This is a genomic window from Streptococcus sp. HMSC063B03, from assembly GCF_001836965.1.
Taxonomy (GTDB): Bacteria; Bacillota; Bacilli; order Lactobacillales; family Streptococcaceae; genus Streptococcus; species Streptococcus pneumoniae_F.
The window spans coordinates 12,494-37,773 of the sequence record NZ_KV831016.1 but is presented as its reverse complement, the minus strand read 5'-3'; the positions used below and the strand labels follow the sequence as shown (position 1 = coordinate 37,773).

The following is a 25,280-nucleotide window of genomic DNA, read 5'->3' as shown; positions in this document are numbered from 1 at the left end:
CTAGGAGAGTTTATGAATATTGCTTGGATATTATTGTATACGCTTATTACTAATGGGCTAAAAATTGTTATTTTCTTTAAGGTAGATGGAATTGGTCTCAATTTTGAGAGAATTTTTAAGGCCTTTCTTTTTAAGCTACTTTTGGCCTTTGTTTTTGTAATGATTAGCTATATAGTAGGAAATGATTATCTATCTTATTTTATGGAACCCTTGTACGGTATAGGTTTGTCTTTCTTACTGTTAAGAGGGCTTCCTAAAAAACTCCTCTTCTTTTATGGTCTCTTTCCAATGATATTGGTGAATCTCTTTTATAGAGGGGTCTCCTATTTTGTGCTTCCATTTTGGGGACAAGAAATTGTAGATAAAGGTAGCAATCCTATCTTTTTATTGATGACGATATTCGTTTGCTTCATAGTTTTAGTCTTTTTGAAATGGTTGGACTATGATTTCACTAACTTGAGAAAGGAGATTCTCGATAAAGGTTTTCAAAAGTCCCTGACCACGATTAACTGGATAATGGGGGCTTATTATCTAGTGATGCAAAGTCTGTCTTTCTTTGAATATGAACAAGGTATTCAATCAACGACTGTTCGCCATCTGATTCTAGTGTTTTACTTGCTCTTTTTTATGGGGATTATCAAGAAACTGGATACCTATTTGAAGGACAAACTCCATGAGAGATTGGACCAAGAGCAGGCCTTGCGCTACAGAGATATGGAGCGATATAGTCGGCATATAGAGGAGCTTTACAAAGAAGTACGGAGCTTTCGCCATGACTACACTAACCTCTTAACCAGTTTACGTCTGGGCATTGAAGAGGAGGATATGGAGCAGATAAAAGAGGTCTACGACTCGGTCTTAAAGGATTCTAGTCAGAAATTGCAGGACAACAAATATGACCTTGGCAGATTGGTGAATATTCGGGACCGTGCCCTCAAAAGTCTTCTAGCAGGGAAATTTCTAAAAGCTAGAGATAAGAAGATTGTCTTTAATGTCGAAGTTCCTGAGGAGATTCAGGTTGAGGGGATGAGCCTACTTGATTTTCTAACCATTGTGTCTATCCTTTGTGACAACGCTATTGAAGCCAGTGCAGAGGCTAGTCAACCTCATGTTTCAATCGCCTTTTTAAAAAATGGAGCACAGGAGACCTTTATCATTGAAAATTCCATTAAAGAAGAGGGCATAGATATTTCTGAGATTTTCTCCTTTGGAGCAAGTTCTAAAGGGGAGGAGAGAGGAGTTGGTCTCTATACCGTCATGAAAATTGTGGAAAGCCATCCCAATACCAGTCTAAATACCACCTGTCAAAATCAAGTCTTTCGTCAGGTTTTAACAGTTCACTCGATGTCAGTTGATGATTAGAAGATCTGTGGAAAGAAGTACCGTGGAAAGAAGTACCACCTGTAGTCATCAATTAAAATGCCATAGTATATGAGGTACCCTATATGAATAAGAAATCCTTTTTTATCATCTGTTCTACGTTGATTATAGCATCGAATCTTCTCATGATTTCCGTGGTGAATAAGGGAGAAGAAACGGGGAGTAATCTGTTTGTGATTGCTATAGCCTGTGTTATGTTACCATCATTCTTATATGCGGTTGAGAACCGAATGGCTTCTTTAATTCGGACAGAGTCAGTAGCTTTACTCTTATTAACAGTATTGTCTTTAGTCCGTCTTGTCAACAGAATAGAGAGGACGCCTGAAATTCTCAACATTATCATTACTCTTATCGCTTTGGCAAGTGGGACAGCTGCTATCCTTGTTGCGATTATGAGAATATATGAGAACATACGGAAGTGAGGGTGAGTAGTTCTCTATTTTGTATTTTCACATTGTCAAGTTCCCCCAGGGCAAGTATGTTTTTCATGCTTGCTTTTTTAAATTTTTTAACAATTCAAGATGTTTTGATGACCATTTATGATTTGAGTAATCCAAGGTCAAAATGAGTGCTATACTAGCAGTGTAAAGGTTCTAGCTCAACAAAGATTCAGGAGGAAATCTTATGAAGAAAAAAATACTTGTCATTTTCATCTTGTATCTAATCATGTCTATCTTTCTATATCCGCTTAGAGAGAGTGCTTGGTATCATCTATTTTATACCATAGCCTATGTGATTGCTGTTATGATCTATCTTGCTTTAACTAAAAAGAAAGGAGCAAAGAAATGAAAACTTTTCTTGCTAAAAAACGGAACATCTTCCTTATGAGATTGTTCCTAGGTCAGTTGCCCTTGATTGTCTCTACTTATCTATTTCTATCTCGTCAGTTTTTAAATTTTTCCTTAGTTTTCCAATTTCTTTTAGTGGTTATTAACTTAGCTTCCATTTTGCTCACTGTTTACCTCACTAGGGAAATGAGGATAAGAGAGTTTGAAGATGATGATTTGGTTAGTCCTAGAACCAATCAACTTATGTTCATCGGCTTGACAGGCTTTATGTCTATTATTTGTTTGTATAGAGGTATCACAGCAGGAGAATTCTATCAACAATTAATTGCCTATATTGGCGCTGTTCTCTGCTTGCTTATCATGCTTTTGCTCATTTGGGGATTGAAGTATTATAAAAAGTAGGGGAAGAGTTTTCTTCTTAATCTGGGGCTAGTCTATAGACTGGCAGGAGGAGGTTATCATGTATAAACACTTATTTTTCCTAGATTCCAAAACCTTAGACCGGTTGACACCTTATATTCTAGTCTTGGCTTCTGACACCATTGCCTTTAACGTTTTTGTGCTAACCTTTGTATTTGCGGTGGTCTTTAATTCCCTAAATTCCATGCTGGCTTTAATGGTTATCTTCTTAGGGTGGGGTTATGTGATCGGATTCTGGTTACTAAAATGGTTTGTTTTGGAAAGGCTAGAACTAAAGAATGACGTGTAGGAAAGTCTGTTTGGTGAGGAGGATAGTTTTATGGCCATTTTTAATAAGTGCCATGCCTTGTTTTTGGGATTTTTAGTATTTGCAATCGTTGGTGCGGCGGGATATTCCGTCAATCAAGGAGATTATTTTCAACACCAGTACACATTCATTGTTGTAAAGAGTCTCTTGCTTTGCCTTAGTATTGGCTATGCGAGATGGTTTGATATGATTTCTTTCGGGGTTTTAAGTAAGAAGCAACTCTTGCTCTTCATTGGAATCTTTCTTCTCACGGTGCTGGTAAATATAGGCTATCATGCCTTTTTCTCAGTTGCTTCTGGTGCTTCGGCTCAACACCTTGAGAAAACGAGTAATGGACTTTCGCTTTCCTTTATTGTAAATGTCACGGTTTTGGCACCTATCCATGAGGAACTCCTGTTTAGAGGACTTCTTCAGGGTGCGTTTTTTGACAATTCTTGGCTAGGACTTGTACTGACTTCCTCTCTCTTTTCTTTCATGCATGAACCTTATGACGTGCCTTCATTTTTCTATTATCTACTGGGGGGCTTGTTGCTGGGCTTTGCTTATAAAAAGAGCCAAAATTTGTGGGTTTCTACTCTAGTCCATATGTTTTACAACAGTTTGCCACTCTTATATTATTTATAAAAATCATGAAAAGGTAAGCCGAAGATGGTGCTTACCTTTTTCTTTCTATAATGATAGCCCGAGCCAATTGAGATGCTTTTCTTTGAGAATCGGGCGTGGAGCGGTTGACGAATAGGCCAAAAACTAGTAGAATAGTAAGGAAACTTTATACGGAGGAAAGAAATGGATTTGGGTGATAATGAGCTAACACTGACTCCCATACCTGGGAAGAGTGGCAAGGCTTATATGGGTAGCTATCCTGATGGGAAGCGTATCTTTGTAAAAATGAACACCTCTCCAATCCTACCTGGTCTAGCTAGAGAACAAATTGCTCCACAATTATTATGGAGTCGCCGTTTGGCAGATGGGCGTGATATGTGTGCTCAAGAGTGGTTGACAGGCAAGATATTGACCCCCTATGATATGAATCGTAAGCAAATCGTCAATATTTTAACCCGCCTTCATCGCTCACGTCCTTTGATGACGCAGTTGAGTCGTTTGGGATATGCCATGGAAACACCTGTAGATTTACTACAGTCTTGGCAGGAAACGGCTCCAGATGCTTTGCGTAAAAATCATTTTATCAGTGAAGTGATGGCTGATTTACGTCAGACTATTCCAGGATTTAGAGAGGACCATGCGACCATTGTCCATGGAGATGTACGACATAGTAATTGGATTGAGACAGACAGTGGCTTAATTTATTTGGTAGATTGGGATTCGGTTCGCTTGACCGATCGCATGTTTGATGTGGCCCATATGCTCTGCCATTATATTCCAGAACATCAGTGGAAGGAATGGTTGACCTACTACGGTTACAAGTACAATCAAACGGTATTAAGTAAATTGTATTGGTACGGTCAATTATCTTACTTGAGCCAGATTTCCAAGTATTATATGAACCAAGATTTAGAAAATGTCAATCGGGAGATTCATGGCTTGCGTCACTTCCGAGACAAGTATGGAAAGAGAAGATGAGAGTTAGAAATCGTAAAGGGGCGACAGAATTACTAGAGGCAAATCCTCAGTATGTGGTCCTCAATCCCTTAGAAGCCAAGGGAAAATGGCGGGACTTGTTTGGCAATGATAATCCCATTCATGTGGAAGTTGGAAGTGGAAAGGGTGCCTTTGTTTCAGGTATGGCCAAGCAAAACCCTGACATCAACTATATCGGGATTGATATTCAAAAGTCTGTTTTGAGTTATGCTTTGGACAAGGTGCTTGAAGTTGGAGTGCCTAATATCAAGCTCTTGTGGGTAGATGGTTCTGACTTGACCGACTACTTTGAAGACGGTGAGATTGATCGCTTGTATCTGAATTTTTCAGATCCATGGCCGAAGAAACGCCATGAAAAGCGTCGTTTGACCTACAAGACCTTCTTGGATACTTTCAAGCGTATCTTGCCTGAAAATGGAGAAATTCATTTCAAGACGGATAACCGTGGCTTGTTTGAGTACAGCCTAGTGAGCTTTTCTCAGTATGGCATGAAGCTCAATGGCGTCTGGCTTGATTTACATGCCAGTGATTTTGAAGGCAATGTCATGACAGAATACGAGCAAAAATTCTCCAATAAGGGTCAAGTTATCTACCGAGTTGAGGCAGAATTTTAAGAAATAGCCTAAAATCAGGCTGTATAAGTGCTTTTGCTTTACATAAGTTGGCAAACGTGCTATACTAGTAGCAAGAATATGAAAAGTGAGGCGGGGAAATATCTTCGCCTCTTGCTTATGAGGAGGTGGACGCAATCGCAACAATCGTAGAATTAGTCAGAGAAGTTGTAGAACCTGTCATAGAAGCACCTTTCGAACTCGTGGATATCGAGTATGGAAAGATTGGCAGTGACATGATTCTCAGTATTTTTGTAGATAAACCTGAAGGAATTACCTTGAACGACACAGCAGACTTGACAGAAATTATCAGTCCTGTCCTAGACACCATCAAGCCAGATCCCTTCCCAGAACAATATTTCCTAGAAATCACCAGTCCAGGCTTGGAACGTCCTTTAAAAACCAAGGATTCCGTTGCTGGAGCAGTTGGGAAATACATCCATGTCGGGCTCTACCAAGCCATCGATAAGCAAAAGGTCTTTGAAGGAACCTTGTTGGCCTTCGAAGAAGACGAGTTGACTATGGAATATATGGACAAGACGCGTAAGAAAACTGTCCAAATTCCATACAGTTTAGTATCAAAAGCACGTTTAGCAGTAAAATTATAGAAAAAGAAAGGATAGCTTTTGAGGATTCAAAAGTGAAGAAAACATGAGTAAAGAAATGCTAGAGGCCTTCCGCATTTTGGAAGAAGACAAGGGAATCAAAAAAGAAGACATCATCGACGCAGTAGTAGAGTCGCTTCGTTCCGCTTATCGCAGACGCTATGGTCAATCAGACAGCGTAGCTATTGACTTCAACGAAAAAACAGGTGACTTTACCGTTTATACTGTCCGTGAAGTGGTTGATGAAGTATTTGATAGCCGTTTGGAAATCAGCTTGAAAGATGCTCTTGCCATTAATTCAGCCTATGAACTTGGTGACAAAATCAAGTTTGAAGAAGCACCTGCTGAGTTTGGTCGTGTAGCAGCTCAATCTGCCAAACAAACCATCATGGAAAAAATGCGCAAGCAAACACGTGCCATCACTTACAATACTTACAAAGAACATGAGCAAGAAATCATGTCTGGTACAGTAGAACGCTTTGACAACCGCTTTATCTATGTCAATCTCGGCAGCATCGAAGCCCAATTGTCAAAACAAGATCAAATACCTGGTGAAGTTTTTGCTTCTCATGATCGTATCGAAGTGTATGTCTACAAGGTTGAAGACAACCCTCGCGGTGTCAACGTCTTTGTTAGCCGTAGCCATCCAGAAATGATCAAACGCTTGATGGAGCAAGAAATTCCAGAAGTTTATGATGGAACTGTTGAAATCATGAGCGTGGCTCGTGAAGCTGGTGACCGTACTAAGGTTGCCGTTCGTAGCCATAATCCAAACGTGGACGCTATCGGAACAATCGTTGGACGCGGTGGAGCGAATATCAAGAAGATTACTAGTAAGTTCCACCCAGCTCGCTACGATGCTAAGAGCGACCGTATGATCCCAATCGAAGAAAACATCGACGTTATCGAGTGGATAGCAGATCCAGCTGAATTTATCTACAATGCCATCGCTCCTGCTGAGGTTGATCAAGTTATCTTTGATGAAAACGACAGCAAACGTGCCTTGGTGGTTGTTCCTGATAACAAGCTTTCTCTTGCCATCGGTCGTCGTGGACAAAACGTTCGCTTGGCAGCTCACTTGACTGGTTACCGTATCGATATCAAGTCTGCTAGCGAATTTGAAGCCATGGAAGAAGCTGGTTCGGTAGATTTGGAAGCAGAAAACGATACTGTAGAAGAATAAAAGTTGCTAGAGGAGGGAAAGATGAAAATGAGAAAAATCCCTTTGCGCAAGTCTGTTGTATCAAACGAAGTGATTGATAAGCGTGATTTGCTCCGCATTGTCAAGAACAAGGAAGGACAAGTCTTTATTGATCCGACAGGCAAGGCCAATGGCCGTGGCGCTTATATCAAGCTAGACAATAAAGAAGCCCTAGAGGCTAAAAAGAAGAAAGTCTTTAACCGTAGCTTTGACATGGAAGTGGAAGAAAGCTTTTATGATGAGTTGATCGCTTATGTGGATCACAAAGTAAAAAGAAGAGAGTTAGGACTTGAATAAGCAAAAGATAAGCAATCTCTTGGGACTGGCTCAGCGAGCAGGGCGAATTATATCGGGTGAGGAATTGGTGGTCAAGGCCATTCAAGATGGCAAGGCCAAGATGGTCTTTCTAGCCCATGATGCTGGACCCAATCTGACCAAGAAGATTCAAGATAAAAGTCACTATTATCAAGTAGAAATTGTAACCGTGTTTTCAACACTGGAATTAAGCATAGCAGTCGGGAAATCGAGAAAGGTTTTGGCTGTGACAGATGCTGGATTTACAAAGAAAATGAGGTCTCTTATGGAATAGAAGAGGAGGACATGATTTGTCTAAGAAAAGATTGTACGAAATCGCAAAAGAACTTGGAAAAGAAAGTAAAGAGGTTGTAGCGCGTGCAAAAGAGTTGGGCTTGGATGTGAAAAGCCACTCATCAAGTGTGGAAGAAGCTGTCGCTGCAAAAATAGCTGCCAGCTTTAAGCCTGCAGCTGCTCCGAAAGCAGAAGTAAAGCCTGCAACACCAAAATCAAGTGCAGAAAAGAAAGCCGAAAAATCTGAGCCAGCTAAACCAGCTGTAGCTAAGGCAGAGGCAAAACCTGCTGAGCCAGTCGCTCTTAAAACAGAAAAAGTAGCAGCTAAACCGCAAAGCCGTAATTTCAAGGCTGAGCGTGAAGCCCGTGCCAAAGAGCAGGCAGAACGACGCAAGCAAAACAAGGGCAATAACCGTGACCAACAACAAAACGGCAACCGTCAGAAAAACGATGGCCGTAATGGTGGAAAACAAGGTCAAGGCAATCGCGACAATCGTCGCTTTAATGACCAAGCTAAGAAACAGCAAGGTCAGCAAAATCGTGGTAATGAGCGCCGTCAACAAGAGGACAAACGTCCAAATCAAGCGGCTCCACGTGTTGACTTTAAAGCCCGTGCAGCAGCCCTAAAAGCAGAGCAAAATGCAGAATATGCCCGTTCAAGTGAGGAACGTTTCAAACAGACTCAGGCTGCCAAAGAAGCCTTGGCCCAAGCAAACAAACGCAAGGAGCCAGAGGAAATCTTTGAAGAAGTGGCTAAGTTAGCTGAGCAAGCGCAACAAGAACAGCAAGTTCAAGCAGTGGTTAAACCAGCTCCTGTAGCTAAAGAAGCGCCAGTGGATACACGTCGTAAAAAACAAGCTCGACCAGACAAAAATCGTGACGATTATGATCACGAAGAAGATGGTCCTAGAAAACAACAAAAGAATCGAAGTAGTCAAAATCAAGTGAGAAATCAAAAGAATAGTAACTGGAATAACAACAAAAAGAACAAAAAAGGCAATAACAAGAACAACCGTAATCAGACTCCAAAACCTGTTACAGAGCGTAAATTTCATGAATTGCCAACAGAATTTGAATATACAGATGGTATGACCGTTGCGGAAATCGCAAAACGTATCAAACGTGAACCAGCTGAAATCGTTAAGAAACTCTTTATGATGGGTGTCATGGCCACACAAAACCAATCCTTGGATGGGGAAACAATTGAACTCCTCATGGTGGATTATGGTATCGAAGCCAAACAAAAAGTTGAAGTGGATAATGCCGACATCGAACGTTTCTTTGTCGAAGATGGTTATCTCAATGAAGATGAATTAGTTGAGCGCCCACCAGTTGTAACCATCATGGGACACGTTGACCACGGTAAAACAACACTCCTAGATACCCTCCGTAACTCTCGTGTTGCGACAGGTGAAGCAGGTGGTATCACTCAGCATATCGGTGCCTACCAAATCGTGGAAAATGGTAAGAAGATTACCTTCCTTGATACACCAGGACACGCGGCCTTTACATCTATGCGTGCGCGTGGTGCATCTGTTACCGATATTACTATCTTGGTCGTAGCGGCAGATGACGGGGTTATGCCTCAGACTATCGAAGCCATTAACCACTCAAAAGCGGCCAACGTTCCAATCATCGTAGCTATTAACAAGATTGATAAACCAGGTGCTAACCCAGAACGCGTTATCGGTGAATTGGCAGAGCATGGTGTTATGTCAACTGCTTGGGGTGGAGATTCTGAATTTGTTGAAATCTCAGCTAAATTCAACCAAAATATCGAAGAATTGTTGGAAACAGTCCTTCTTGTAGCTGAAATCCAAGAACTCAAGGCAGACCCAACAGTGCGCGCGATCGGTACAGTTATCGAAGCGCGCTTGGATAAAGGAAAAGGTGCGGTCGCAACCCTACTTGTTCAACAAGGTACCTTGAATGTTCAAGACCCAATCGTTGTCGGAAATACCTTCGGTCGTGTCCGTGCTATGACCAATGACCTTGGACGTCGTGTTAAGGTTGCTGGACCATCAACACCAGTTTCAATAACAGGTTTGAACGAAGCACCGATGGCAGGTGACCACTTTGCCGTTTACGAAGATGAAAAATCTGCGCGTGCAGCAGGTGAAGAACGTGCGAAACGTGCCCTCATGAAACAACGTCAAGCTACCCAACGTGTCAGCCTTGAAAACCTCTTTGATACCCTTAAAGCTGGTGAACTCAAGTCAGTTAACGTCATCATCAAGGCAGACGTACAAGGTTCTGTTGAAGCCCTTTCTGCCTCACTTCAAAAGATCGACGTAGAAGGTGTCAAAGTTACCATCGTTCACTCAGCGGTTGGTGCCATCAACGAATCAGACGTGACTCTTGCCGAAGCTTCAAATGCCTTTATCGTTGGTTTCAACGTACGCCCTACACCACAAGCTCGTCAACAAGCAGAAGCTGACGATGTGGAAATCCGTCTTCACAGCATTATCTACAAGGTTATCGAAGAGATGGAAGAAGCCATGAAAGGGATGCTTGATCCAGAATTCGAAGAAAAAGTTATCGGTGAAGCAGTTATTCGTGAAACCTTCAAGGTGTCTAAAGTGGGAACCATCGGTGGATTCATGGTTATTAACGGTAAGGTTACCCGTGACTCTAAAGTCCGTGTTATCCGTGACGGTGTCGTTATCTATGACGGCGAACTCGCAAGCTTGAAACACTACAAAGACGACGTCAAAGAAGTTACAAACGGTCGTGAAGGTGGATTGATGATCGATGGCTACAATGATATCAAGATGGATGATGTGATTGAGGCGTATGTCATGGAAGAAATCAAACGATAAGATTTTAGCTCCTTTCTTAGGTGGTGAGGGACGCAAGCAAACCAATGGTTTCATTGCTTATTTTTGAGTCTAGAGTCTCAAAAATCCCCTGTGATGGGACTGATAAATCAGTTCCATCACTTTCACCACGGCGAAAGAAGCAGATGATTTCAAATTGAACTTCGTTTCAATTTGAACTGAAAATCAATAAGTTTAAAAATAGCTAGGTCTGCTGGCCTAGCTTTTGGTTCAAAGTAGAGAAAGGAATATCATGGCAAATCATTTCCGTACGGATCGTGTGGGCATGGAAATCAAGCGTGAAGTCAATGAGATTTTGCAAAAGAAAGTCCGTGATCCGCGTGTCCAAGGCGTGACCATCACAGATGTTCAGATGCTGGGTGACTTGTCTGTTGCCAAGGTTTACTACACCATTTTGAGTAACCTTGCTTCAGATAACCAGAAAGCCCAAATTGGACTTGAAAAAGCAACTGGTACCATCAAACGTGAACTTGGTCGCAATTTGAAATTGTACAAAATCCCAGATTTGACCTTCGTCAAAGACGAATCCATCGAATATGGAAACAAGATTGACGAAATGCTACGCAATCTGGATAAGAACTAAGAAAGAGGGGCAACCCTCTTTTTTGGTGGAGGAAAATAGGTGGAATTTGAAATGGGAAAATATTCTTTTATAGTGGATTGAAAATCAAATTAATTTCTAAAAATGTTTTAGCAATCGTTTCCTACTATTCTAGATTCAATATACTATAACTAGAATTCTGTATTTTTAAATGTTAGCTAATTAGAAAATGCTTTTTTTTTTTAGCAAATATGATATGATGATTTCATAAATAAAAGGAGATTCTATTAATGAATAATGTAAAAAAAGTTTGTCGTTTAGCTTTGCTATGTCTTTCCGTCTCTACCCTAGTTGCTTGTAGTTCTCTATCTGAAAAAACAAGTAGCTCTTCTAGTGAGAATCAAACAGAAGCTTCATCTAGTAGTTCTGAAAAGAAAGGGTTGCTTGCCAAAGCAAAAGAAAAACTCAGTTCAGGCGATTTCAACCCACAAGATGTTAGTGATGCGACAATTGAGTCTATAAAAACTTATGAAGATTACTTGATTATGAATGAGAAAATAATCGATAATTACTATACAGAAGCAGACGAAGCCTTTAAAGGAACTGTTTTAGAAGATAGCGCTGCTATCCAAGAACTAAAAGATAGCACTAAAAAAGAAATGGAAGATTTGAAAAAACAATATGGTCCACTAAAGAAAGCACCGATTCAAGGGAAAGAAGAAGTGATTAAGACTCTAAAAGATTATCGTGATAATCTACATGAACAAGTGGAGCAGTGGAAAGCTAGTCTTTAATAGGAAGAGTGGAGTTCAATATGGATTATCAATTATTGCCACATGAATACATGGTTATGAATAGTGACCATGTGAGTTTTGGGAAAAATGGTTTGTCTACAGATGAATTAATTTTAACGAATCTACACTTAATATATATCAAAAAAGGTTTATGGGGAGGAAAAAAAGACCAAGTTACCATTCCCATTAACCAGATTAAAATTTTTGAAGGGAAACCTCAAGTTTCAGTAACCAAAACCAATGGTGTGAAACGGTTGGAAATTTATTATAATGGCGGACAAGCTATCTTTGCATTTAATAATACTAAGGATACTGACAAGTGGGCTAGAAACATTATTAAATTGATTTCAGGTGATACAAGTAATTTTGAAACCTTGGGAGATAGTAGCTTGTTTGGAGCAGATGTTTTGGCAGAAACATTTAAGGATACATTTGACACTTTTAAAGCAGGGCTCGGGATTAAGGATGCAGAGCCAGAAAAGATTTCAACCAAGTGTAGCTTTTGTGGAGCACCTTTATCAGGTCAAGTGAAGCAAACAGTGAGATGTGCCTATTGTGATATGGAGCAGAGTTTATAAGGGGGCAATTAAATGGGGTTGATAAAAGCAATCACAGATTCTATTGGTGGGACATTTGCAGATCAGTGGAAAGAAATTATCACAGTTCAAGCTTTTGATGAACATACAGCTGTAAGTCCAGGTATTGTTCAAGAAAATAATAATGGTAGGGGTGTCAATACGAAGGGATCTGTAGGTGTTATTTCGAACGGATCCAAGATTTTTATTCCAGAAAATACTGCTGCCTTTATCTTTAGTCAGTCTGGTATCGAGGAAATTATTACAGAACCAGGTGGATATGAATACCAAAATGGTGAGAGCAGTGTTTTTAACGGTGATGGATTGAAAAAGTCACTGTTTGATAATGTTGTTAATCGTGTTGGATTCGGTGGTCAAAGTGATCAGCAAAAACAGATTTGTTTTGTTAATTTGAGAGAAATTCGTGATATTAAATTTGGGACTCGCGGTCCAGTCATGTATAATGATTTGTTTTATGGGACAGATTTAGAAGTACGTGCTTTTGGAACATTTTCTATCCAAATTACAGATGCTAAGCAATTTATCAGAAACTTTCTTCCTGCCAATGTGACTTATTATACCTTTGATAGCGCTCAAGCTAGATCACAAATAGTAACAGAATTTCTTCAATCTTTTATTGTTGCACTTAATTCTTTGTCAACAACTTATCGTATTTCACAATTACCCTCACAAGCTGCAGTTCTTGCAACACAAGTATCGAATGATGGACAGTATGCAGGGACTTGGAAAGAACGTTTTGGATTTGAGATTGTAAAAGTTGCCATTGCTAATATTGAGTTCTCACCAGAATCTAAGGAATTGGTTAAACAATTTTCATCAAATAAGATGAATTTAAAAGCTTATGATGATGTATCGCAGAAATCTTCTAATATTGCAGCACAACAAAAAATTGCATCAGGAGTGGAGCAACATGGTCTAGGTGATAGTGCTGGAATGATATTTGGAATGAATATGGCTCAAAGTTTAGATGAAAAAGCCATGAAAGCAAGTTTATCATTAGATGAACAAATCGAAGCCCTTACAAAACTAAAATCTCTTTTAGATGCAGGGATACTATCTCAGGAAGAATTTGATCGAAAGAAAAAAGAAATTATGGATTTATAAGATGAAGCTCGAAAGTTCATAGTTAGTGTGTATTCAAGGAACATTTTAGGTGAGACAATAATAGACTATCATTCACAGATAGAATATCATGTTGTAAAGGTAGGGGTTGAATATTCGATCTGTCTCTACAAAGACTATTAAAAATCTTTAACAAATAAGTTGCTAAGGATTTTTTGAAAATTTTTGAGGGGAATTTGAAAATACTTTAAAAGAGTATGCTATCATAGAATATAACTTACAGAAGTAAAAGGAGTTTGTATATGGCTGAACAAGAGTTGGCTATGCAAGTATTGCAACAAGTGGTGAAACTACCTGTTGTTAAGGTTGATCGTTCGAAATTTTTAGTGGATAAGTTTTCCAAAGAATTGGATCCACAGGACATTCCTACTTTATTAGAACAAGGACCAACGTCTCTCTTATCTCAAGAAATATTAGATCGAGTGGCTAATACCTGTATTAGGGATAATGTTTTATTAGCGAGTGGAACTTCTGTTTTGGCAGGATTACCTGGAGGGATTGCTATGGCAATTACCATTCCAGCTGATGTGGCTCAATTTTATGGTTTCTCTCTGAAATTGGCTCAAGAATTAGGTTATATTTATGGTTATGAGGATCTTTGGGCTTCACGCGAGGAATTGGGTGAAGATGCTCAAAATACCCTCTTGCTTTATCTTGGCGTCATGTTGGGGGTGAATGGAACCGCTGCCTTGCTACGTGCTGGTGGTATAACAATTGCTAAACAGGTAATGAAAACAGTACCTAATAAAGCTTTAACCAAGACGCTTTGGTACCCCATTTTGAAAAAAGTCTTAAGAATATTTGGTGTGAATCTGACCAAGGGAGGGCTGGCCAAAGGAATGGGGAAATTCATACCTATCTTGGGAGGTATCATTTCAGGTGGTTTAACTTTTGCAACTATGAAACCGATGGGTGAAAGCTTGCAGAAAGAATTGTCTAAACTAGTCAATTATAGTGAAGTTCAATATCAAGAAGATGTTGAAACAATCAGAAAAGAAGCTGAAATCATCGAAGGTGAGTAAAATGGGCCTCATAAAAACTCTAGCTAAAACTTACGGGAATTACTTTTTGACCATGCAAGGTGTAAAAGTCATGAAAACGATAAAGAAAGATGACCATGCCGTTGTCGGTCTGGGAAACTCTTTATTGCAGACAAGTTAATGGATACGGCTCGGTGGCTCATTAAGCCAGAGGAGAGAGAATGAAATTTTTCTGGGTCTTCTTGCCATTCTTTTTATTAAACCGATTATTGGAATTGTGAAATTCTTTTGGATGATCATTTCTTTTGCAGTCCAATTGCTGTTTTACAAGCTGTTATTTAAGATATTGGATTGGCTCTTTAAACTTATCTAGATAGTAATCCAAGTCGCAGAGAACTAGCAGGAACTTTACTGCTAGTTTTTTAATCTCTTTCCTTGTGGTATAATAAAAGCAGTAAAATCATTTTAGAACATTCAATGGAGGTCGTCATGGATAATATCATCGATGTTTCAATTCCTGTTGCAGAAGTGGTGGACAAGCATCCAGAAGTCTTGGAAATTCTAGTGGAGTTGGGTTTTAAACCTCTTGCTAATCCCTTGATGCGCAACACAGTCGGTCGTAAAGTATCACTCAAACAGGGTTCTAAGCTTGAAGGAACTCCTATGGACAAGATTGTCCGCACGCTGGAAGCAAACGGCTACGAAGTGATTGGGTTAGACTAATGGCAGATGAACGGATTCATGTCCTACGGGATATTTTGTTAGAATTGCACAATGGTGCCTCTCCTGAGTCGGTTCAGGAGCGTTTTGATGCGACCTTTGCAGGTGTCTCAGCCATAGAGATTTCCCTCATGGAGCACGAGCTGATGAACTCAGACTCAGGCGTCACATTTGAAGATGTCATGGAACTCTGTGATGTCCATGCCAATCTTTTTAAAAATGCAGTAAAGGGCGTCGAAGTAGAGGATACCGAGCATCCAGGTCACCCAGTACGGGTCTTTAAGGAAGAAAATCTGGCCCTCCGCGCGGCCTTGATTCGCATTCGGAGATTGTTAGATACCTATGAGTCCATGGAAGATGAAGAAATGCTGGCGGAGATGCGCAAGGGCTTGGTGCGTCAGATGGGACTTGTGGGACAATTTGATATTCATTACCAACGTAAAGAAGAACTCTTCTTCCCTATCATGGAGCGCTATGGACACGATTCACCTCCCAAAGTTATGTGGGGAGTGGATGATCAGATCAGGGAACTCTTTCAAACAGCTTTAGCGACAGCCAAGTCATTACCAGAAGTGCCGATTAGCAGTGTAAAAGAAGCTTTTGAAGCCTTTGCGACAGAGTTTGAAAGTATGATTTTCAAGGAAGAGTCCATTCTTCTCATGATACTCCTTGAGTCCTTCACCCAAGATGACTGGCTTCAGATTGCGGAGGAGAGTGACGCCTATGGCTATGCCATCATCCGTCCGTCTGAGAAATGGGTGCCAGAACGTCAGAGTTTTGTTGAGGAAAAGAGTGCAGAGGAGCCTGTACAGTTAGATACGGCAGAGGGTCAAGTTCAACAAGTTATCGATATGCCAGAAGGTCAGTTTACCATTACCTTTACCCCTAAGGAAAAGGAAGTAGTGTTGGACCGCCATAGTCAACAGGCTTTTGGCAATGGCTATCTTTCAGTCGAGCAGGCCAATCTCATCCTCAATCACCTCCCCATGGAGATTACCTTTGTCAATAAAGACGATATTTTCCAGTATTATAATGACAATACGCCAGCTGATGAGATGATTTTCAAACGAACACCGTCCCAAGTTGGGCGCAATGTTGAACTCTGTCATCCACCTAAGTACTTGGACAAGGTCAAGACTATCATGAAGGGGCTTCGTGAGGGAAGCAAAGACAAGTATGAAATGTGGTTCAAGTCTGAGTCACGAGGTAAGTTTGTCCACATCACTTACGCGGCAGTGCACGATGAAAACGGAGAATTCCAAGGTGTGCTGGAGTATGTTCAGGATATCCAGCCCTACCGTGAGATTGACACGGACTATTTCCGTGGATTAGAATAAGGAGAAAAAATGAGTTACGAACAAGAATTTATGAAGGAATTTGAAGCCTGGGTCAATACCCAGATTATGATCAATGACATGGCACACAAGGAAAGTCAAAAAGTTTACGAAGAAGACCAGGACGAGCGTGCCAAAGATGCCATGATTCGTTATGAGAGCCGCTTGGATGCTTATCAGTTCTTGCTTGGTAAGTTTGAAAACTTCAAGGCAGGCAAGGGATTCCATGATTTGCCAGAAGGCTTATTCGGTGAGCGAAATTATTAAACGAGATCGATTCTTGATTTTTTACTAAAATCTTGATAGAATATTTATATTAAATCCTTGTCAGAGCAGGGGTTTTTTATTGAAAGGATTTTATCATGTCAAAGAAACTCAATCGTAAAAAACAATTACGAAACAGCCTCCGTCGCGCAGGTGCCTTTTCAAGTACTGTGACTAAGGTTGTAGAAGAGACAAAGAAAGTCGTAAAACGTGCTGAGCAGTCAGCAAGCCAAGCTGGTAAGGTTGTTTCTAAAAAAGTTGAACAAGCAGTCGAAGCTACCAAAGAGCAAGCTCAAAAAGTAGCCAATTCTGTAGAAGATTTTGCAGCAAACTTGGGTGGACTTCCACTTGACCGTGCCAAAACTTTCTATGATGAAGGAATCAAGTCTGCTTCAGATTTCAAAAACTGGACTGAAAAAGAACTCCTTGCCTTGAAAGGAATCGGCCCAGCTACCATCAAGAAATTGAAAGAAAACGGCATCAAGTTCAAGTAATTTTTCTTGTTCCTTGCATTTCCGAAAAAATCTTGCTACAATAAAGCCATCAGAGGTGTTTTGAATCCCACATTTTACAGAAAGTGGCGGTGCTGAGAAGTCTACAAATGTGTCAAAACTGGTTGCTGATGGATGAAAAATGAAATATTACTGTCTTTTTATTTTAAAGACAAGAGTTGCGGGCGTTGCCCGAAATTGGGTGGTACCGCGGATAAACACATTCGTCCCTGTCATGTAGATGGCAGGGATTTTCTTTTGCGTCTTAGTCAAAGGGGGTTGTTATGAAGCAATCTTTTAAAACAAGTAAACTCTATTATGGTTTTCCTATCTTCATTTTGGGGTATCAGGACCAGAATTTTGGACACAATATAACGACCTGCAGTTCCTCTTATAGTCTGGGGGATTGGCTAGTCATCGGTGTCGGAGCTGAGGAAAATGCGGCTGAGCAAATCAAGCATTACCAGAAGTTTACTGTGAATATCCCTGATGAAAATCTCATGCTCGAGATGGAGCAGGCTGGTTTTATCAGTCATCGAGAGAAATTGAAACACCTGGGGATAGACTACGAGATTTCTGAACGGACTCAGGCACCGATTTTAGAGGCCTGTCCAGTCGTGTTAGAATGTCAAGTTGATAGAATTATCGAGGAAGATGGAATCTGTCATATCTTTGCCAAGATTATCGAGCGACTTGCTGATTCTGAACTCTTGGATGAGAAAGGGCATTTTAAAAATGACCTTTTTTCACCGACTTACTTTATGGGGGACGGTCACCAGCGCGTTTATCGCTATTTAGATAACCGTGTTGACCCTATGGGAGCTTCATAAAGAAAGCGAGGAAGAAGGATGTCAAGAGCTGAATTACCAGAACGATTAGAAACCGAACGACTCGTCCTACGAGTTCGTACAGTGGCAGATGCTGAGGATATCCATACCTACGCTAGTTTGACAGAGGTTGCCTACCCAGCGGGCTTTCCGCCCGTCAAGACCTTGGAAGATGAAATCTATTATCTGGAGCATATCCTTCCCGAACGCAATCAAAAGGAAAATCTCCCAGCTGGCTATGGGATTGTCGTCAAAGGAACCGATAAAGTCATTGGTTCTGTTGACTTCAACCATCGCCATGCGGATGATGTGCTAGAGCTTGGCTATACCTTGCATCCAGACTATTGGGGTCGAGGCTATGTACCAGAAGCAGCGCGTGCCTTGATTGACCTAGGCTTTCAAGAATTGGGTCTTCATAAGATTGAGCTGAGTTGCTTTGGTTACAATCTCCAAAGTAAACGAGTCGCAGAAAAACTTGGATTTACCCTCGAAGCTCGTATCCGAGACCGTAAAGATGTTCAAGGAAACCGCTGTGACAGCCTGATATATGGCTTGTTGAGGAGGGAGTGGGAGGTGATTTGATGCATCTTTTTATCATTGGTGCTCCGGCCTCAGGAAAAATGACGATTGGTCAAGAGTTATCTCGACTGACAGATGCTACCCTCTTTTATAACCATCAAGCCATCGATTTTGCACTAGAAATCTATCAGGATTATACAGAGGAGATGTGGGAATTTGTTCGTGGAATCACCTTTTCTTTCCTTGGGGCAAGTGCAAGAAATCAGCGTTCAGTGATTTTAACAGACGTGATTGATTTTTCAAATCAGTACCAGCTGATGTATTTAAAGCAAATTCAGGATTTGTTGAATGACTATCATCAAGAGATTCTTTTTGTTGAATTGGAAACAAGTCTTGAAGAGCGCTTACATCGAAATCGAACGGAGAATCGATTAAAGCACAAACCCTTAAAACGACATATTGAGGCATCTGAAAGAGAAATTTTAGAGACCGCTGAAACACTTCAATTAAATTCCCAACATCAACCGAATGAGTTGCACCACTACCTTAAAATAAATAATACGAATTTGTCTGCAGAAGAAGCTGCTAAGCAAATTCAAAATAAAATGAACAAAATAGAGAAAGGACAAACACATGTCTAAAGAACTTTCACCTAAATACAATCCAGCTGAGGTTGAGGCTGGTCGTTACCAAAAATGGCTTGACGCTGATGTTTTCAAGCCTTCAGGAGATCAAAAGGCTAAGCCTTATTCAATCGTGATTCCACCACCAAACGTAACTGGTAAACTTCACCTTGGTCACGCTTGGGATACGACTCTTCAGGATATCATCATCCGTCAAAAACGCATGCAAGGTTTTGACACGCTTTGGCTTCCGGGTATGGACCACGCGGGGATTGCGACCCAGGCTAAGGTTGAGGAGCGCTTGCGTGGTGAGGGCATTTCCCGCTATGATCTTGGTCGTGAGAAATTCCTCGAGAAAGTCTGGGAATGGAAAGACGAATATGCCACTACCATCAAGGAACAATGGGGCAAGATGGGGCTCTCTGTAGACTACTCTCGCGAGCGTTTCACTCTTGACGAAGGCTTGTCGAAAGCCGTTCGCAAGGTCTTTGTGGACCTTTACAAGAAAGGCTGGATCTACCGTGGTGAGTTTATCATCAACTGGGACCCAGCAGCTCGCACTGCCCTTTCTGATATCGAAGTTATCCATAAGGATGTCGAAGGTGCCTTCTACCACATGAATTATATGCTGGAAGACGGCTCACGCGCCCTTGAAGTTGCGACAACTCGTCCTGAGACCATGTTTGGAGATGTGGCGGTTGCGGTTAATCCAGAAGATCCACGCTACAAGGACTTGATCGGTAAAAACGTCATCCTTCCAATCGCTAATAAATTGATTCCAATCGTTGGAGACGAACACGCAGATCCTGAGTTTGGTACTGGTGTCGTGAAAATCACTCCTGCCCACGATCCAAACGACTTCTTAGTTGGTCAACGTCACAACTTGCCACAAGTCAATGTTATGAACGACGACGGTACTATGAATGACTTGGCCTTTGAATTTGCAGGCATGGACCGTTTTGAAGCTCGTAAGGCAGTCGTTGCCAAGTTGGAAGAAATCGGTGCCCTCGTTAAAATTGAAAAACGTATTCACAGTGTTGGTCACTCAGAACGTACAGGTGTTGTGGTTGAACCACGCTTGTCTACTCAATGGTTCGTTAAGATGGACCAATTGGCCAAAAATGCCATTGCCAACCAAGACACAGACGACAAGGTTGAATTCTACCCACCTCGTTTCAACGATACCTTCCTCCAATGGATGGAAAATGTTCACGACTGGGTAATCTCTCGTCAGCTCTGGTGGGGTCACCAAATCCCTGCTTGGTACAATGCTGAGGGTGAAATATATGTCGGCGAAGAAGCTCCAGAAGGTGAAGGTTGGACTCAGGACGAAGATGTCTTGGATACGTGGTTCAGTTCGGCTCTTTGGCCATTCTCTACCATGGGCTGGCCGGATGTCGACTCAGAAGACTTCAAACGTTATTATCCAACATCAACTTTGGTGACTGGTTATGATATTATCCCGTTCTGGGTATCTCGAATGATTTTCCAAGGTTTGGAATTTACTGGCAAATCGCCATTCAAAAATGCATTGATTCATGGTCTTATTCGTGACGAGCAAGGACGCAAGATGTCTAAATCTCTCGGTAACGGGATTGATCCAATGGATGTTATTGATAAGTACGGAACAGATAGCCTTCGTTGGTTCCTTTCAAACGGTTCTGCACCAGGACAAGACGTGCGCTTCTCTTATGAGAAAATGGATGCTTCATGGAACTTCATTAACAAGATCTGGAACATCTCTCGCTACATCCTCATGAACAATGAAGGCTTGACCCTTGAGCAAGCAACTGCCAATGTCGAAAAAGTGGTCAACAAAGAAGCCGGAAACGTTACAGATCGCTGGATTCTCCACAACCTCAATGAAACCATCGGAAAAGTCACTGAAAACTTTGACAAGTTTGAGTTTGGTGTAGCTGGACACATCCTCTACAACTTCATCTGGGATGAATTTGCGGACTGGTACGTTGAGTTGACTAAGGAAGTCCTTTATAGCGACAATGAAGAAGAGAAAGTCATCACACGCTCTGTTCTCCTTTACACTCTGGACAAGATCCTTCGTCTCCTTCACCCAATCATGCCATTCGTGACAGAGGAAATCTTTGGACAAATCTCAGAAGGCTCTATCGTTACAGCGGAATACCCAACTGTTAACCCAGCCTTTGAAGACCTTGCGGCTCACACTGGTGTAGAAAGCCTCAAAGACTTGATCCGTGCTGTTCGTAATGCGCGTGCGGAAGTAAACGTTGCACCAAGCAAGCCAATCACAATCCTTGTTAAGACAAGCGATAGCGATTTGGAAGCCTTCTTTAATAGCAATGTTAACTACATCAAACGCTTCACAAATCCAGAACACTTGGAAATCGCATCAACTATCCCTGCGCCTGAACTGGCTATGTCAAGCGTCATCACAGGAGCAGAAATCTACTTGCCACTGGCTGACCTCCTCAATGTCGAAGAAGAACTCACTCGTCTCGACAAGGAACTGGCTAAATGGCAAAAAGAACTGGACATGGTCGGCAAGAAGCTCTCTAACGAACGCTTCGTAGCCAACGCCAAACCAGAAGTCGTCCAAAAAGAACGCGACAAACAAGCCGATTACCAAGCTAAATACGATGCGACCGTAGCACGTATTGATGAGATGAAGAAACTCGTTAAATAAATAAACATTAAGCAGATTCTGATAATTAAGCTAATATCAGAACTGCTTTTTTAGTTGATTTATGGTAGAATTAAGGGTAAAAACAAAAAGGGAGGCCGATATGAAAATAAATGCAGTTGATTTATTTTGCGGTGTAGGCGGTCTAACGTATGGCATTCAGCAGGCAGGTATCAATGTTGTGGCTGGGTATGATATTGATGAAAAAAGTAAGTTTGCTTACGAGTACAACAATGATGCAAAATTTATTTTAAAGGATATTAATGCAATTGAAGACGATGAAATTTTAGGGTTATATCCATCAGATACTGACATAAAAGTACTGATTGGTTGTGCTCCTTGTCAACCATTTTCAACGTACAGTCATAAATATCAGAATAATAAGAATACAATAAAGAAGATGGACCTTTTGGATTGTTTTGGTAAACAAGTTGAACTTGTAAAACCAGATATTGTGTCAATGGAAAATGTTCCGCAAATTCAAAAAAGAGAAGTATTCCATCGTTTTCAAAGCCTATTGAAAAAGAATGGCTATAAGGTTAGTTATAGAGTAGTATATGCTCCAGACTATGGAGTACCACAAATGAGAAAACGGTTACTTTTGCTTGCATCAAAATTTGGAGATATTTCATTTATTGAACCAGAGTTCGATTCCGACACTTATATTACTCTGAGGGATACTATAGGAAAACTACCTGAAATAAAAGCAGGGGAGACTTATGAACATGATCCACTACATAGAAGTAGAAATTTGTCAGATTTAAACTTAAGAAGAATTAGACAATCTAAACCAGGAGGAACATGGAGAGATTGGGATGATGAGCTTCTTTTAGAAGCATATAAGAAAGAGAGTGGAAAGTCATTTAGTTCAGTTTATGGTCGTTTAGAATGGGATAAACCAGCTAATACTATTACTACTCAGTTTCCTGGAATAGGGAACGGAAGATTTGGTCATCCGGAACAAGATAGGGCTTTAAGTCTACGTGAAGGAGCACTTTTACAGACTTTCCCATTAAATTATAAGTTTGTAAATCCTGAAAAAGGAAGTAATTATCCAATATCTCAAGTGGCATTACAAATAGGTAATGCAGTACCTCCAAAATTAGGAGAAGTGATTGGTAAGAGTATACTTAGACATTTGGAGGAAATAAATGACTTTTGAAAAAGAGTACCCTATTCGGATAAGCCCAGAAATATTGGAATTATTGGGACCAAGTTTATATACAAATATTTATTATATTTTAGCTGAGTTAATTGCTAATAGCTATGATGCTGATGCGGAAAATGTTTGGGTAGATTTATCTGGAGATTCTATTATTATTGAAGACGATGGTCAAGGAATGACTTATGATGAAACTTTAAATAGATATCTTGAGGTTGCAAAAACTACGAGAGTGAGTGAAATAGATGCTAAAAGTAAGAAATTTCACAGGCCAAAAATGGGAAGAAAAGGAATAGGTAAACTTGCGGCTTTGGCTGTTTCAACTGAGGTTAATGTAAAAACTAAATCAAATGGTGAATTATCTGGTTTTGTCTTAACAAGAAATGTCCCCAAAGATGGTAAACTTCGTCCAATCTTAGAATCAGAAATCACATTTTCAAATATTTCTGAGTCAGGAACTAGGATTGAGATGTTGAATTCTGAATTCAATCTACCTGCTACGACAATAACAGTAAAAAATAATCTAGCTAAGTTTTTCCCTCAGTTAAGTTCAAATCCTAAAAATCCATTTGTACTCCATATCAAGGGAAAAGATGGTATTAATAAAAAATTAGATAATTTCGTGGATTCATTGGCGACATCGTTAGATTCTCTATTGTTGTTAGGAGAGGATAAGTATACTATTTTAGATAAATTTGAAAAGGCTGCACCAAAGTATGCAAAAAATAATCTGAAAAAAGAACCACCTCGAACTCTTTCTTATAAAATAAATAACAATCAAGGAGAGCAAGAAAATAGAGAATTGAAGATAGAAGGTTGGATTGGGACATACCATACAACCAGAGGATTAAAAGCAAAAGAATCTTCGGATTTTCCTGATAATTTTCTAGCGATTTATTCAAATGGAAAACTGGGTCAATTTAATATATTAAATGAAATTGGACAAAATCGACTGAATGAAGTTTATGTTGTAGGTCAATTGTATGTTGATGAATTTGAGGAAACTAATTTACCTGACATGGCATTAAGCAACAGGCAAGGGTATAAAACTGATGATATCAGATTTCAAATTTTCCTTGCAGAGGCTAAAAAGCTCCTTACCCAAGTTTTACAATTGAAAGAAAAGGCAATTAAAGCTAAAAATAAAAATTCTGAAAAAAGTAAAAAGGAGAAAAAAATAAAAGAAGAGGAATTGTTATCTAAAAAGGTAGAGACGTCAATTGAGTATATGGAAAAGGTTATCCAAACTCAGAGTTTTAACAAAAGAGATGCAGAAAAGATTTTTACAGATTTGGGAATTAAAAAAATCGCGACAGATCAAGATAGTAGAAAAATTTTAATTAGTCATACTAGAAGTGATCAGCTATTAAACAATATTTTATATGGCTTATTATTGTTGAATGGATTCTCTTCAGATGAAATTATTTATACAAGTGATCCTAGTTACAATTCAGTTGTGCCATATGGACTAGATGTTTTCGAATATCTTAGAGAATTTTTTATTAAGAGTTATTCAAAGAAAGAAATTTATGTGCTATATGTATACTCTGACAGTTCTTCTAAAAGACCTGGGGTTTTACAGGAAATAGGAGCCGGTTGGGTTGTTAAGACTAAGCATGGAATTATTAAAGCTGGAAAAACCAATCCTGAACCGCCTTTGAATATCTCCAGCACGTATCCTAGTATTTATTTAGATAAAGAAGACAACAGAGCGTTTACAACAGAAAATCACTTTAGAGTTTTGTATGCGTTGGTAGATTCTATTTGCTCAATGTTTAATAAAGAGATTAGGTCTTTTGAAGAAAATAGGAATTATTTTGAAAATAATAATGGAGTTATTATTGATGAAAGTTCATTTGATTGCAAAATAAATAATAGGGAGATAATACTATGAAAGAATCAAAATTAAAACACATAGATATAGTTCAGTCAACGATTAGTCGGATGGCGCAAAATTCATTTGCAATTAAGGGTTGGACTATTACAGTATTAGTTGGATTATTTGTTTTTTTACAAAAAGATAATTTTAGAAATAATATGATTATTTATCTTATTCCAATAATATTTTTTTGGGTCTTAGATTCATACTATTTATGGCAAGAACGTCTTTTTAGAAAATTATATAACGATATAATAGTTAACGTGACTGAAGAATCAGATTTGTCAATGAATATTATACAATACAAAGCCAAGGTTAAATTTTATAGTTCCTTGTTTTCGGTATCAGAAATAATGATATATCTGCCTCTTCTGTTGATTACGTTATTACTTCTATGCAATGGGAATTAGCGATGAGAATTAGAAAACAACTT

The 25,280-nt window shown here is 39.9% G+C and carries 28 protein-coding genes and 2 pseudogenes; all 30 read left to right on the top strand.

Annotated elements, in window-relative coordinates; translation table 11 throughout:
- Window positions 1-12: 12 nt before the first annotated feature.
- Window positions 13-1,362, top strand: a complete 1,350-nt coding sequence (locus HMPREF2628_RS02300; protein WP_070842219.1) for a sensor histidine kinase — start codon at window positions 13-15, stop codon at window positions 1,360-1,362.
- Window positions 1,363-1,610: 248 nt separating this feature from the next.
- Window positions 1,611-1,802, top strand: a complete 192-nt coding sequence (locus tag HMPREF2628_RS11250) for a hypothetical protein (protein WP_373879009.1) — start codon at window positions 1,611-1,613, stop codon at window positions 1,800-1,802.
- A 202-nt stretch (window positions 1,803-2,004) separates the two neighbouring features.
- The gene (locus HMPREF2628_RS10310) at window positions 2,005-2,169 is read left to right on the top strand and encodes a hypothetical protein (protein WP_083320495.1); all 165 of its coding nucleotides are present in this window, start codon (window positions 2,005-2,007) and stop codon (window positions 2,167-2,169) included.
- Window positions 2,166-2,570, top strand: coding sequence for an immunity protein (locus HMPREF2628_RS02290; protein WP_070842217.1), 405 nt, complete (start codon window positions 2,166-2,168; stop codon window positions 2,568-2,570). Before HMPREF2628_RS10310 ends, HMPREF2628_RS02290 begins: the two co-directional genes overlap by 4 nt.
- Window positions 2,571-2,628: 58 nt before the next feature.
- On the top strand, window positions 2,629-2,877 hold the full coding sequence (gene blpZ, locus HMPREF2628_RS02285; protein WP_049487976.1) for an immunity protein BlpZ: 249 nt from the start codon (window positions 2,629-2,631) through the stop codon (window positions 2,875-2,877).
- Between the two features lie 30 nt (window positions 2,878-2,907).
- The gene (locus tag HMPREF2628_RS02280; protein WP_049487975.1) at window positions 2,908-3,519 is read left to right on the top strand and encodes a CPBP family intramembrane glutamic endopeptidase; all 612 of its coding nucleotides are present in this window, start codon (window positions 2,908-2,910) and stop codon (window positions 3,517-3,519) included.
- 162 nt (window positions 3,520-3,681) lie between these two features.
- Entirely contained in the window at window positions 3,682-4,476 is a 795-nt protein-coding gene (gene ccrZ / locus HMPREF2628_RS02275) for a cell cycle regulator CcrZ (protein ID WP_016399198.1), read from the top strand.
- Window positions 4,473-5,108, top strand: coding sequence for a tRNA (guanosine(46)-N7)-methyltransferase TrmB (gene trmB, locus HMPREF2628_RS02270; RefSeq protein ID WP_001266094.1), 636 nt, complete (start codon window positions 4,473-4,475; stop codon window positions 5,106-5,108). The genes ccrZ and trmB overlap by 4 nt, the downstream gene beginning before the upstream one ends.
- Window positions 5,109-5,233: 125 nt before the next feature.
- Window positions 5,234-5,713, top strand: a complete 480-nt coding sequence (gene rimP / locus HMPREF2628_RS02265; RefSeq protein ID WP_070842216.1) for a ribosome maturation factor RimP — start codon at window positions 5,234-5,236, stop codon at window positions 5,711-5,713.
- A gap of 43 nt (window positions 5,714-5,756) precedes the next feature.
- Complete coding sequence (gene nusA / locus HMPREF2628_RS02260) at window positions 5,757-6,893, top strand: transcription termination factor NusA (protein WP_070842215.1); 1,137 nt, start codon at window positions 5,757-5,759, stop codon at window positions 6,891-6,893.
- A 21-nt stretch (window positions 6,894-6,914) separates the two neighbouring features.
- Window positions 6,915-7,208: an RNase P modulator RnpM gene (gene rnpM / locus HMPREF2628_RS02255; protein WP_070842214.1), complete on the top strand. Its 294-nt coding sequence runs from the start codon at window positions 6,915-6,917 to the stop codon at window positions 7,206-7,208.
- Window positions 7,201-7,500 carry a YlxQ-related RNA-binding protein gene (locus tag HMPREF2628_RS02250; RefSeq protein ID WP_001041392.1) on the top strand — a complete coding sequence of 100 codons (300 nt, stop codon included), beginning with the start codon at window positions 7,201-7,203 and terminating at the stop codon, window positions 7,498-7,500. The genes rnpM and HMPREF2628_RS02250 overlap by 8 nt, the downstream gene beginning before the upstream one ends.
- Window positions 7,501-7,516: 16 nt before the next feature.
- The gene (gene infB, locus HMPREF2628_RS02245; RefSeq protein WP_070842213.1) at window positions 7,517-10,318 is read left to right on the top strand and encodes a translation initiation factor IF-2; all 2,802 of its coding nucleotides are present in this window, start codon (window positions 7,517-7,519) and stop codon (window positions 10,316-10,318) included.
- A 250-nt stretch (window positions 10,319-10,568) separates the two neighbouring features.
- The gene (gene rbfA / locus HMPREF2628_RS02240) at window positions 10,569-10,919 is read left to right on the top strand and encodes a 30S ribosome-binding factor RbfA (RefSeq protein ID WP_001273601.1); all 351 of its coding nucleotides are present in this window, start codon (window positions 10,569-10,571) and stop codon (window positions 10,917-10,919) included.
- A gap of 248 nt (window positions 10,920-11,167) precedes the next feature.
- Window positions 11,168-11,671 (top strand): hypothetical protein, encoded by a 504-nt coding sequence (locus tag HMPREF2628_RS02235; RefSeq protein ID WP_070842212.1) that lies wholly within the window; start codon window positions 11,168-11,170, stop codon window positions 11,669-11,671.
- Window positions 11,672-11,691: 20 nt separating this feature from the next.
- A complete protein-coding gene (locus tag HMPREF2628_RS10305; protein WP_000386258.1) occupies window positions 11,692-12,249 on the top strand; it encodes a C1 domain-containing protein in 558 nt (185 codons plus the stop codon).
- Window positions 12,250-12,261: 12 nt separating this feature from the next.
- On the top strand, window positions 12,262-13,371 hold the full coding sequence (locus tag HMPREF2628_RS02225; protein WP_070842211.1) for an SPFH domain-containing protein: 1,110 nt from the start codon (window positions 12,262-12,264) through the stop codon (window positions 13,369-13,371).
- 260 nt (window positions 13,372-13,631) lie between these two features.
- Window positions 13,632-14,411 carry a hypothetical protein gene (locus tag HMPREF2628_RS02220; RefSeq protein ID WP_070842210.1) on the top strand — a complete coding sequence of 260 codons (780 nt, stop codon included), beginning with the start codon at window positions 13,632-13,634 and terminating at the stop codon, window positions 14,409-14,411.
- 1 nt (window position 14,412) lies between these two features.
- Window positions 14,413-14,594, top strand: a pseudogene (locus HMPREF2628_RS02215) (hypothetical protein).
- A gap of 264 nt (window positions 14,595-14,858) precedes the next feature.
- Window positions 14,859-15,092 carry a DUF1858 domain-containing protein gene (locus HMPREF2628_RS02210; protein WP_000368739.1) on the top strand — a complete coding sequence of 78 codons (234 nt, stop codon included), beginning with the start codon at window positions 14,859-14,861 and terminating at the stop codon, window positions 15,090-15,092.
- Window positions 15,092-16,426 (top strand): DUF438 domain-containing protein, encoded by a 1,335-nt coding sequence (locus HMPREF2628_RS02205; RefSeq protein ID WP_070842209.1) that lies wholly within the window; start codon window positions 15,092-15,094, stop codon window positions 16,424-16,426. Before HMPREF2628_RS02210 ends, HMPREF2628_RS02205 begins: the two co-directional genes overlap by 1 nt.
- Before the next feature lie 9 nt (window positions 16,427-16,435).
- Window positions 16,436-16,690 carry a DUF1912 family protein gene (locus HMPREF2628_RS02200; protein ID WP_000119707.1) on the top strand — a complete coding sequence of 85 codons (255 nt, stop codon included), beginning with the start codon at window positions 16,436-16,438 and terminating at the stop codon, window positions 16,688-16,690.
- A gap of 95 nt (window positions 16,691-16,785) precedes the next feature.
- On the top strand, window positions 16,786-17,181 hold the full coding sequence (locus tag HMPREF2628_RS02195; protein WP_070842208.1) for a helix-hairpin-helix domain-containing protein: 396 nt from the start codon (window positions 16,786-16,788) through the stop codon (window positions 17,179-17,181).
- A gap of 281 nt (window positions 17,182-17,462) precedes the next feature.
- A pseudogene (locus HMPREF2628_RS02190) lies at window positions 17,463-18,040 on the top strand (flavin reductase family protein).
- On the top strand, window positions 18,027-18,587 hold the full coding sequence (locus tag HMPREF2628_RS02185; protein ID WP_070842207.1) for a GNAT family N-acetyltransferase: 561 nt from the start codon (window positions 18,027-18,029) through the stop codon (window positions 18,585-18,587). The pseudogene HMPREF2628_RS02190 and the gene HMPREF2628_RS02185 overlap by 14 nt, the downstream one beginning before the upstream one ends.
- Window positions 18,587-19,165 (top strand): AAA family ATPase, encoded by a 579-nt coding sequence (locus HMPREF2628_RS02180; RefSeq protein ID WP_070842206.1) that lies wholly within the window; start codon window positions 18,587-18,589, stop codon window positions 19,163-19,165. The genes HMPREF2628_RS02185 and HMPREF2628_RS02180 overlap by 1 nt, the downstream gene beginning before the upstream one ends.
- The gene (locus HMPREF2628_RS02175) at window positions 19,158-21,809 is read left to right on the top strand and encodes a valine--tRNA ligase (RefSeq protein ID WP_070842205.1); all 2,652 of its coding nucleotides are present in this window, start codon (window positions 19,158-19,160) and stop codon (window positions 21,807-21,809) included. The genes HMPREF2628_RS02180 and HMPREF2628_RS02175 overlap by 8 nt, the downstream gene beginning before the upstream one ends.
- A gap of 100 nt (window positions 21,810-21,909) precedes the next feature.
- Window positions 21,910-22,968, top strand: a complete 1,059-nt coding sequence (locus HMPREF2628_RS02170; RefSeq protein ID WP_033681354.1) for a DNA cytosine methyltransferase — start codon at window positions 21,910-21,912, stop codon at window positions 22,966-22,968.
- Entirely contained in the window at window positions 22,958-24,862 is a 1,905-nt protein-coding gene (locus HMPREF2628_RS02165) for an ATP-binding protein (protein WP_049515935.1), read from the top strand. Before HMPREF2628_RS02170 ends, HMPREF2628_RS02165 begins: the two co-directional genes overlap by 11 nt.
- Window positions 24,859-25,257 (top strand): hypothetical protein, encoded by a 399-nt coding sequence (locus HMPREF2628_RS02160; protein WP_033681356.1) that lies wholly within the window; start codon window positions 24,859-24,861, stop codon window positions 25,255-25,257. Before HMPREF2628_RS02165 ends, HMPREF2628_RS02160 begins: the two co-directional genes overlap by 4 nt.
- The last annotated feature ends 23 nt before the right edge of the window (window positions 25,258-25,280 follow it).

What these genes read in the sequence shown, in the direction of transcription:
- HMPREF2628_RS02200 (WP_000119707.1), top strand. Translation starts at nt 16,436, where the DNA reads ATGAGTTACGAACAAGAATTTATGAAGGAATTTGAAGCCTGGGTCAAT.
- HMPREF2628_RS02185 (WP_070842207.1), top strand. Translation starts at nt 18,027, where the DNA reads ATGTCAAGAGCTGAATTACCAGAACGATTAGAAACCGAACGACTCGTC.
- blpZ (WP_049487976.1), top strand. Translation starts at nt 2,629, where the DNA reads ATGTATAAACACTTATTTTTCCTAGATTCCAAAACCTTAGACCGGTTG.
- HMPREF2628_RS10305 (WP_000386258.1), top strand. Translation starts at nt 11,692, where the DNA reads ATGGATTATCAATTATTGCCACATGAATACATGGTTATGAATAGTGAC.
- HMPREF2628_RS02290 (WP_070842217.1), top strand. Translation starts at nt 2,166, where the DNA reads ATGAAAACTTTTCTTGCTAAAAAACGGAACATCTTCCTTATGAGATTG.
- HMPREF2628_RS02225 (WP_070842211.1), top strand. Translation starts at nt 12,262, where the DNA reads ATGGGGTTGATAAAAGCAATCACAGATTCTATTGGTGGGACATTTGCA.
- HMPREF2628_RS02220 (WP_070842210.1), top strand. Translation starts at nt 13,632, where the DNA reads ATGGCTGAACAAGAGTTGGCTATGCAAGTATTGCAACAAGTGGTGAAA.
- trmB (WP_001266094.1), top strand. Translation starts at nt 4,473, where the DNA reads ATGAGAGTTAGAAATCGTAAAGGGGCGACAGAATTACTAGAGGCAAAT.
- HMPREF2628_RS02170 (WP_033681354.1), top strand. Translation starts at nt 21,910, where the DNA reads ATGAAAATAAATGCAGTTGATTTATTTTGCGGTGTAGGCGGTCTAACG.
- HMPREF2628_RS02160 (WP_033681356.1), top strand. Translation starts at nt 24,859, where the DNA reads ATGAAAGAATCAAAATTAAAACACATAGATATAGTTCAGTCAACGATT.
- HMPREF2628_RS02280 (WP_049487975.1), top strand. Translation starts at nt 2,908, where the DNA reads ATGGCCATTTTTAATAAGTGCCATGCCTTGTTTTTGGGATTTTTAGTA.
- HMPREF2628_RS02175 (WP_070842205.1), top strand. Translation starts at nt 19,158, where the DNA reads ATGTCTAAAGAACTTTCACCTAAATACAATCCAGCTGAGGTTGAGGCT.
- rnpM (WP_070842214.1), top strand. Translation starts at nt 6,915, where the DNA reads ATGAAAATGAGAAAAATCCCTTTGCGCAAGTCTGTTGTATCAAACGAA.
- rbfA (WP_001273601.1), top strand. Translation starts at nt 10,569, where the DNA reads ATGGCAAATCATTTCCGTACGGATCGTGTGGGCATGGAAATCAAGCGT.
- HMPREF2628_RS02205 (WP_070842209.1), top strand. Translation starts at nt 15,092, where the DNA reads ATGGCAGATGAACGGATTCATGTCCTACGGGATATTTTGTTAGAATTG.
- HMPREF2628_RS02235 (WP_070842212.1), top strand. Translation starts at nt 11,168, where the DNA reads ATGAATAATGTAAAAAAAGTTTGTCGTTTAGCTTTGCTATGTCTTTCC.
- HMPREF2628_RS02210 (WP_000368739.1), top strand. Translation starts at nt 14,859, where the DNA reads ATGGATAATATCATCGATGTTTCAATTCCTGTTGCAGAAGTGGTGGAC.
- HMPREF2628_RS02195 (WP_070842208.1), top strand. Translation starts at nt 16,786, where the DNA reads ATGTCAAAGAAACTCAATCGTAAAAAACAATTACGAAACAGCCTCCGT.
- ccrZ (WP_016399198.1), top strand. Translation starts at nt 3,682, where the DNA reads ATGGATTTGGGTGATAATGAGCTAACACTGACTCCCATACCTGGGAAG.
- HMPREF2628_RS02165 (WP_049515935.1), top strand. Translation starts at nt 22,958, where the DNA reads ATGACTTTTGAAAAAGAGTACCCTATTCGGATAAGCCCAGAAATATTG.
- HMPREF2628_RS02300 (WP_070842219.1), top strand. Translation starts at nt 13, where the DNA reads ATGAATATTGCTTGGATATTATTGTATACGCTTATTACTAATGGGCTA.
- HMPREF2628_RS02180 (WP_070842206.1), top strand. Translation starts at nt 18,587, where the DNA reads ATGCATCTTTTTATCATTGGTGCTCCGGCCTCAGGAAAAATGACGATT.
- HMPREF2628_RS11250 (WP_373879009.1), top strand. Translation starts at nt 1,611, where the DNA reads ATGGCTTCTTTAATTCGGACAGAGTCAGTAGCTTTACTCTTATTAACA.
- nusA (WP_070842215.1), top strand. Translation starts at nt 5,757, where the DNA reads ATGAGTAAAGAAATGCTAGAGGCCTTCCGCATTTTGGAAGAAGACAAG.
- HMPREF2628_RS10310 (WP_083320495.1), top strand. Translation starts at nt 2,005, where the DNA reads ATGAAGAAAAAAATACTTGTCATTTTCATCTTGTATCTAATCATGTCT.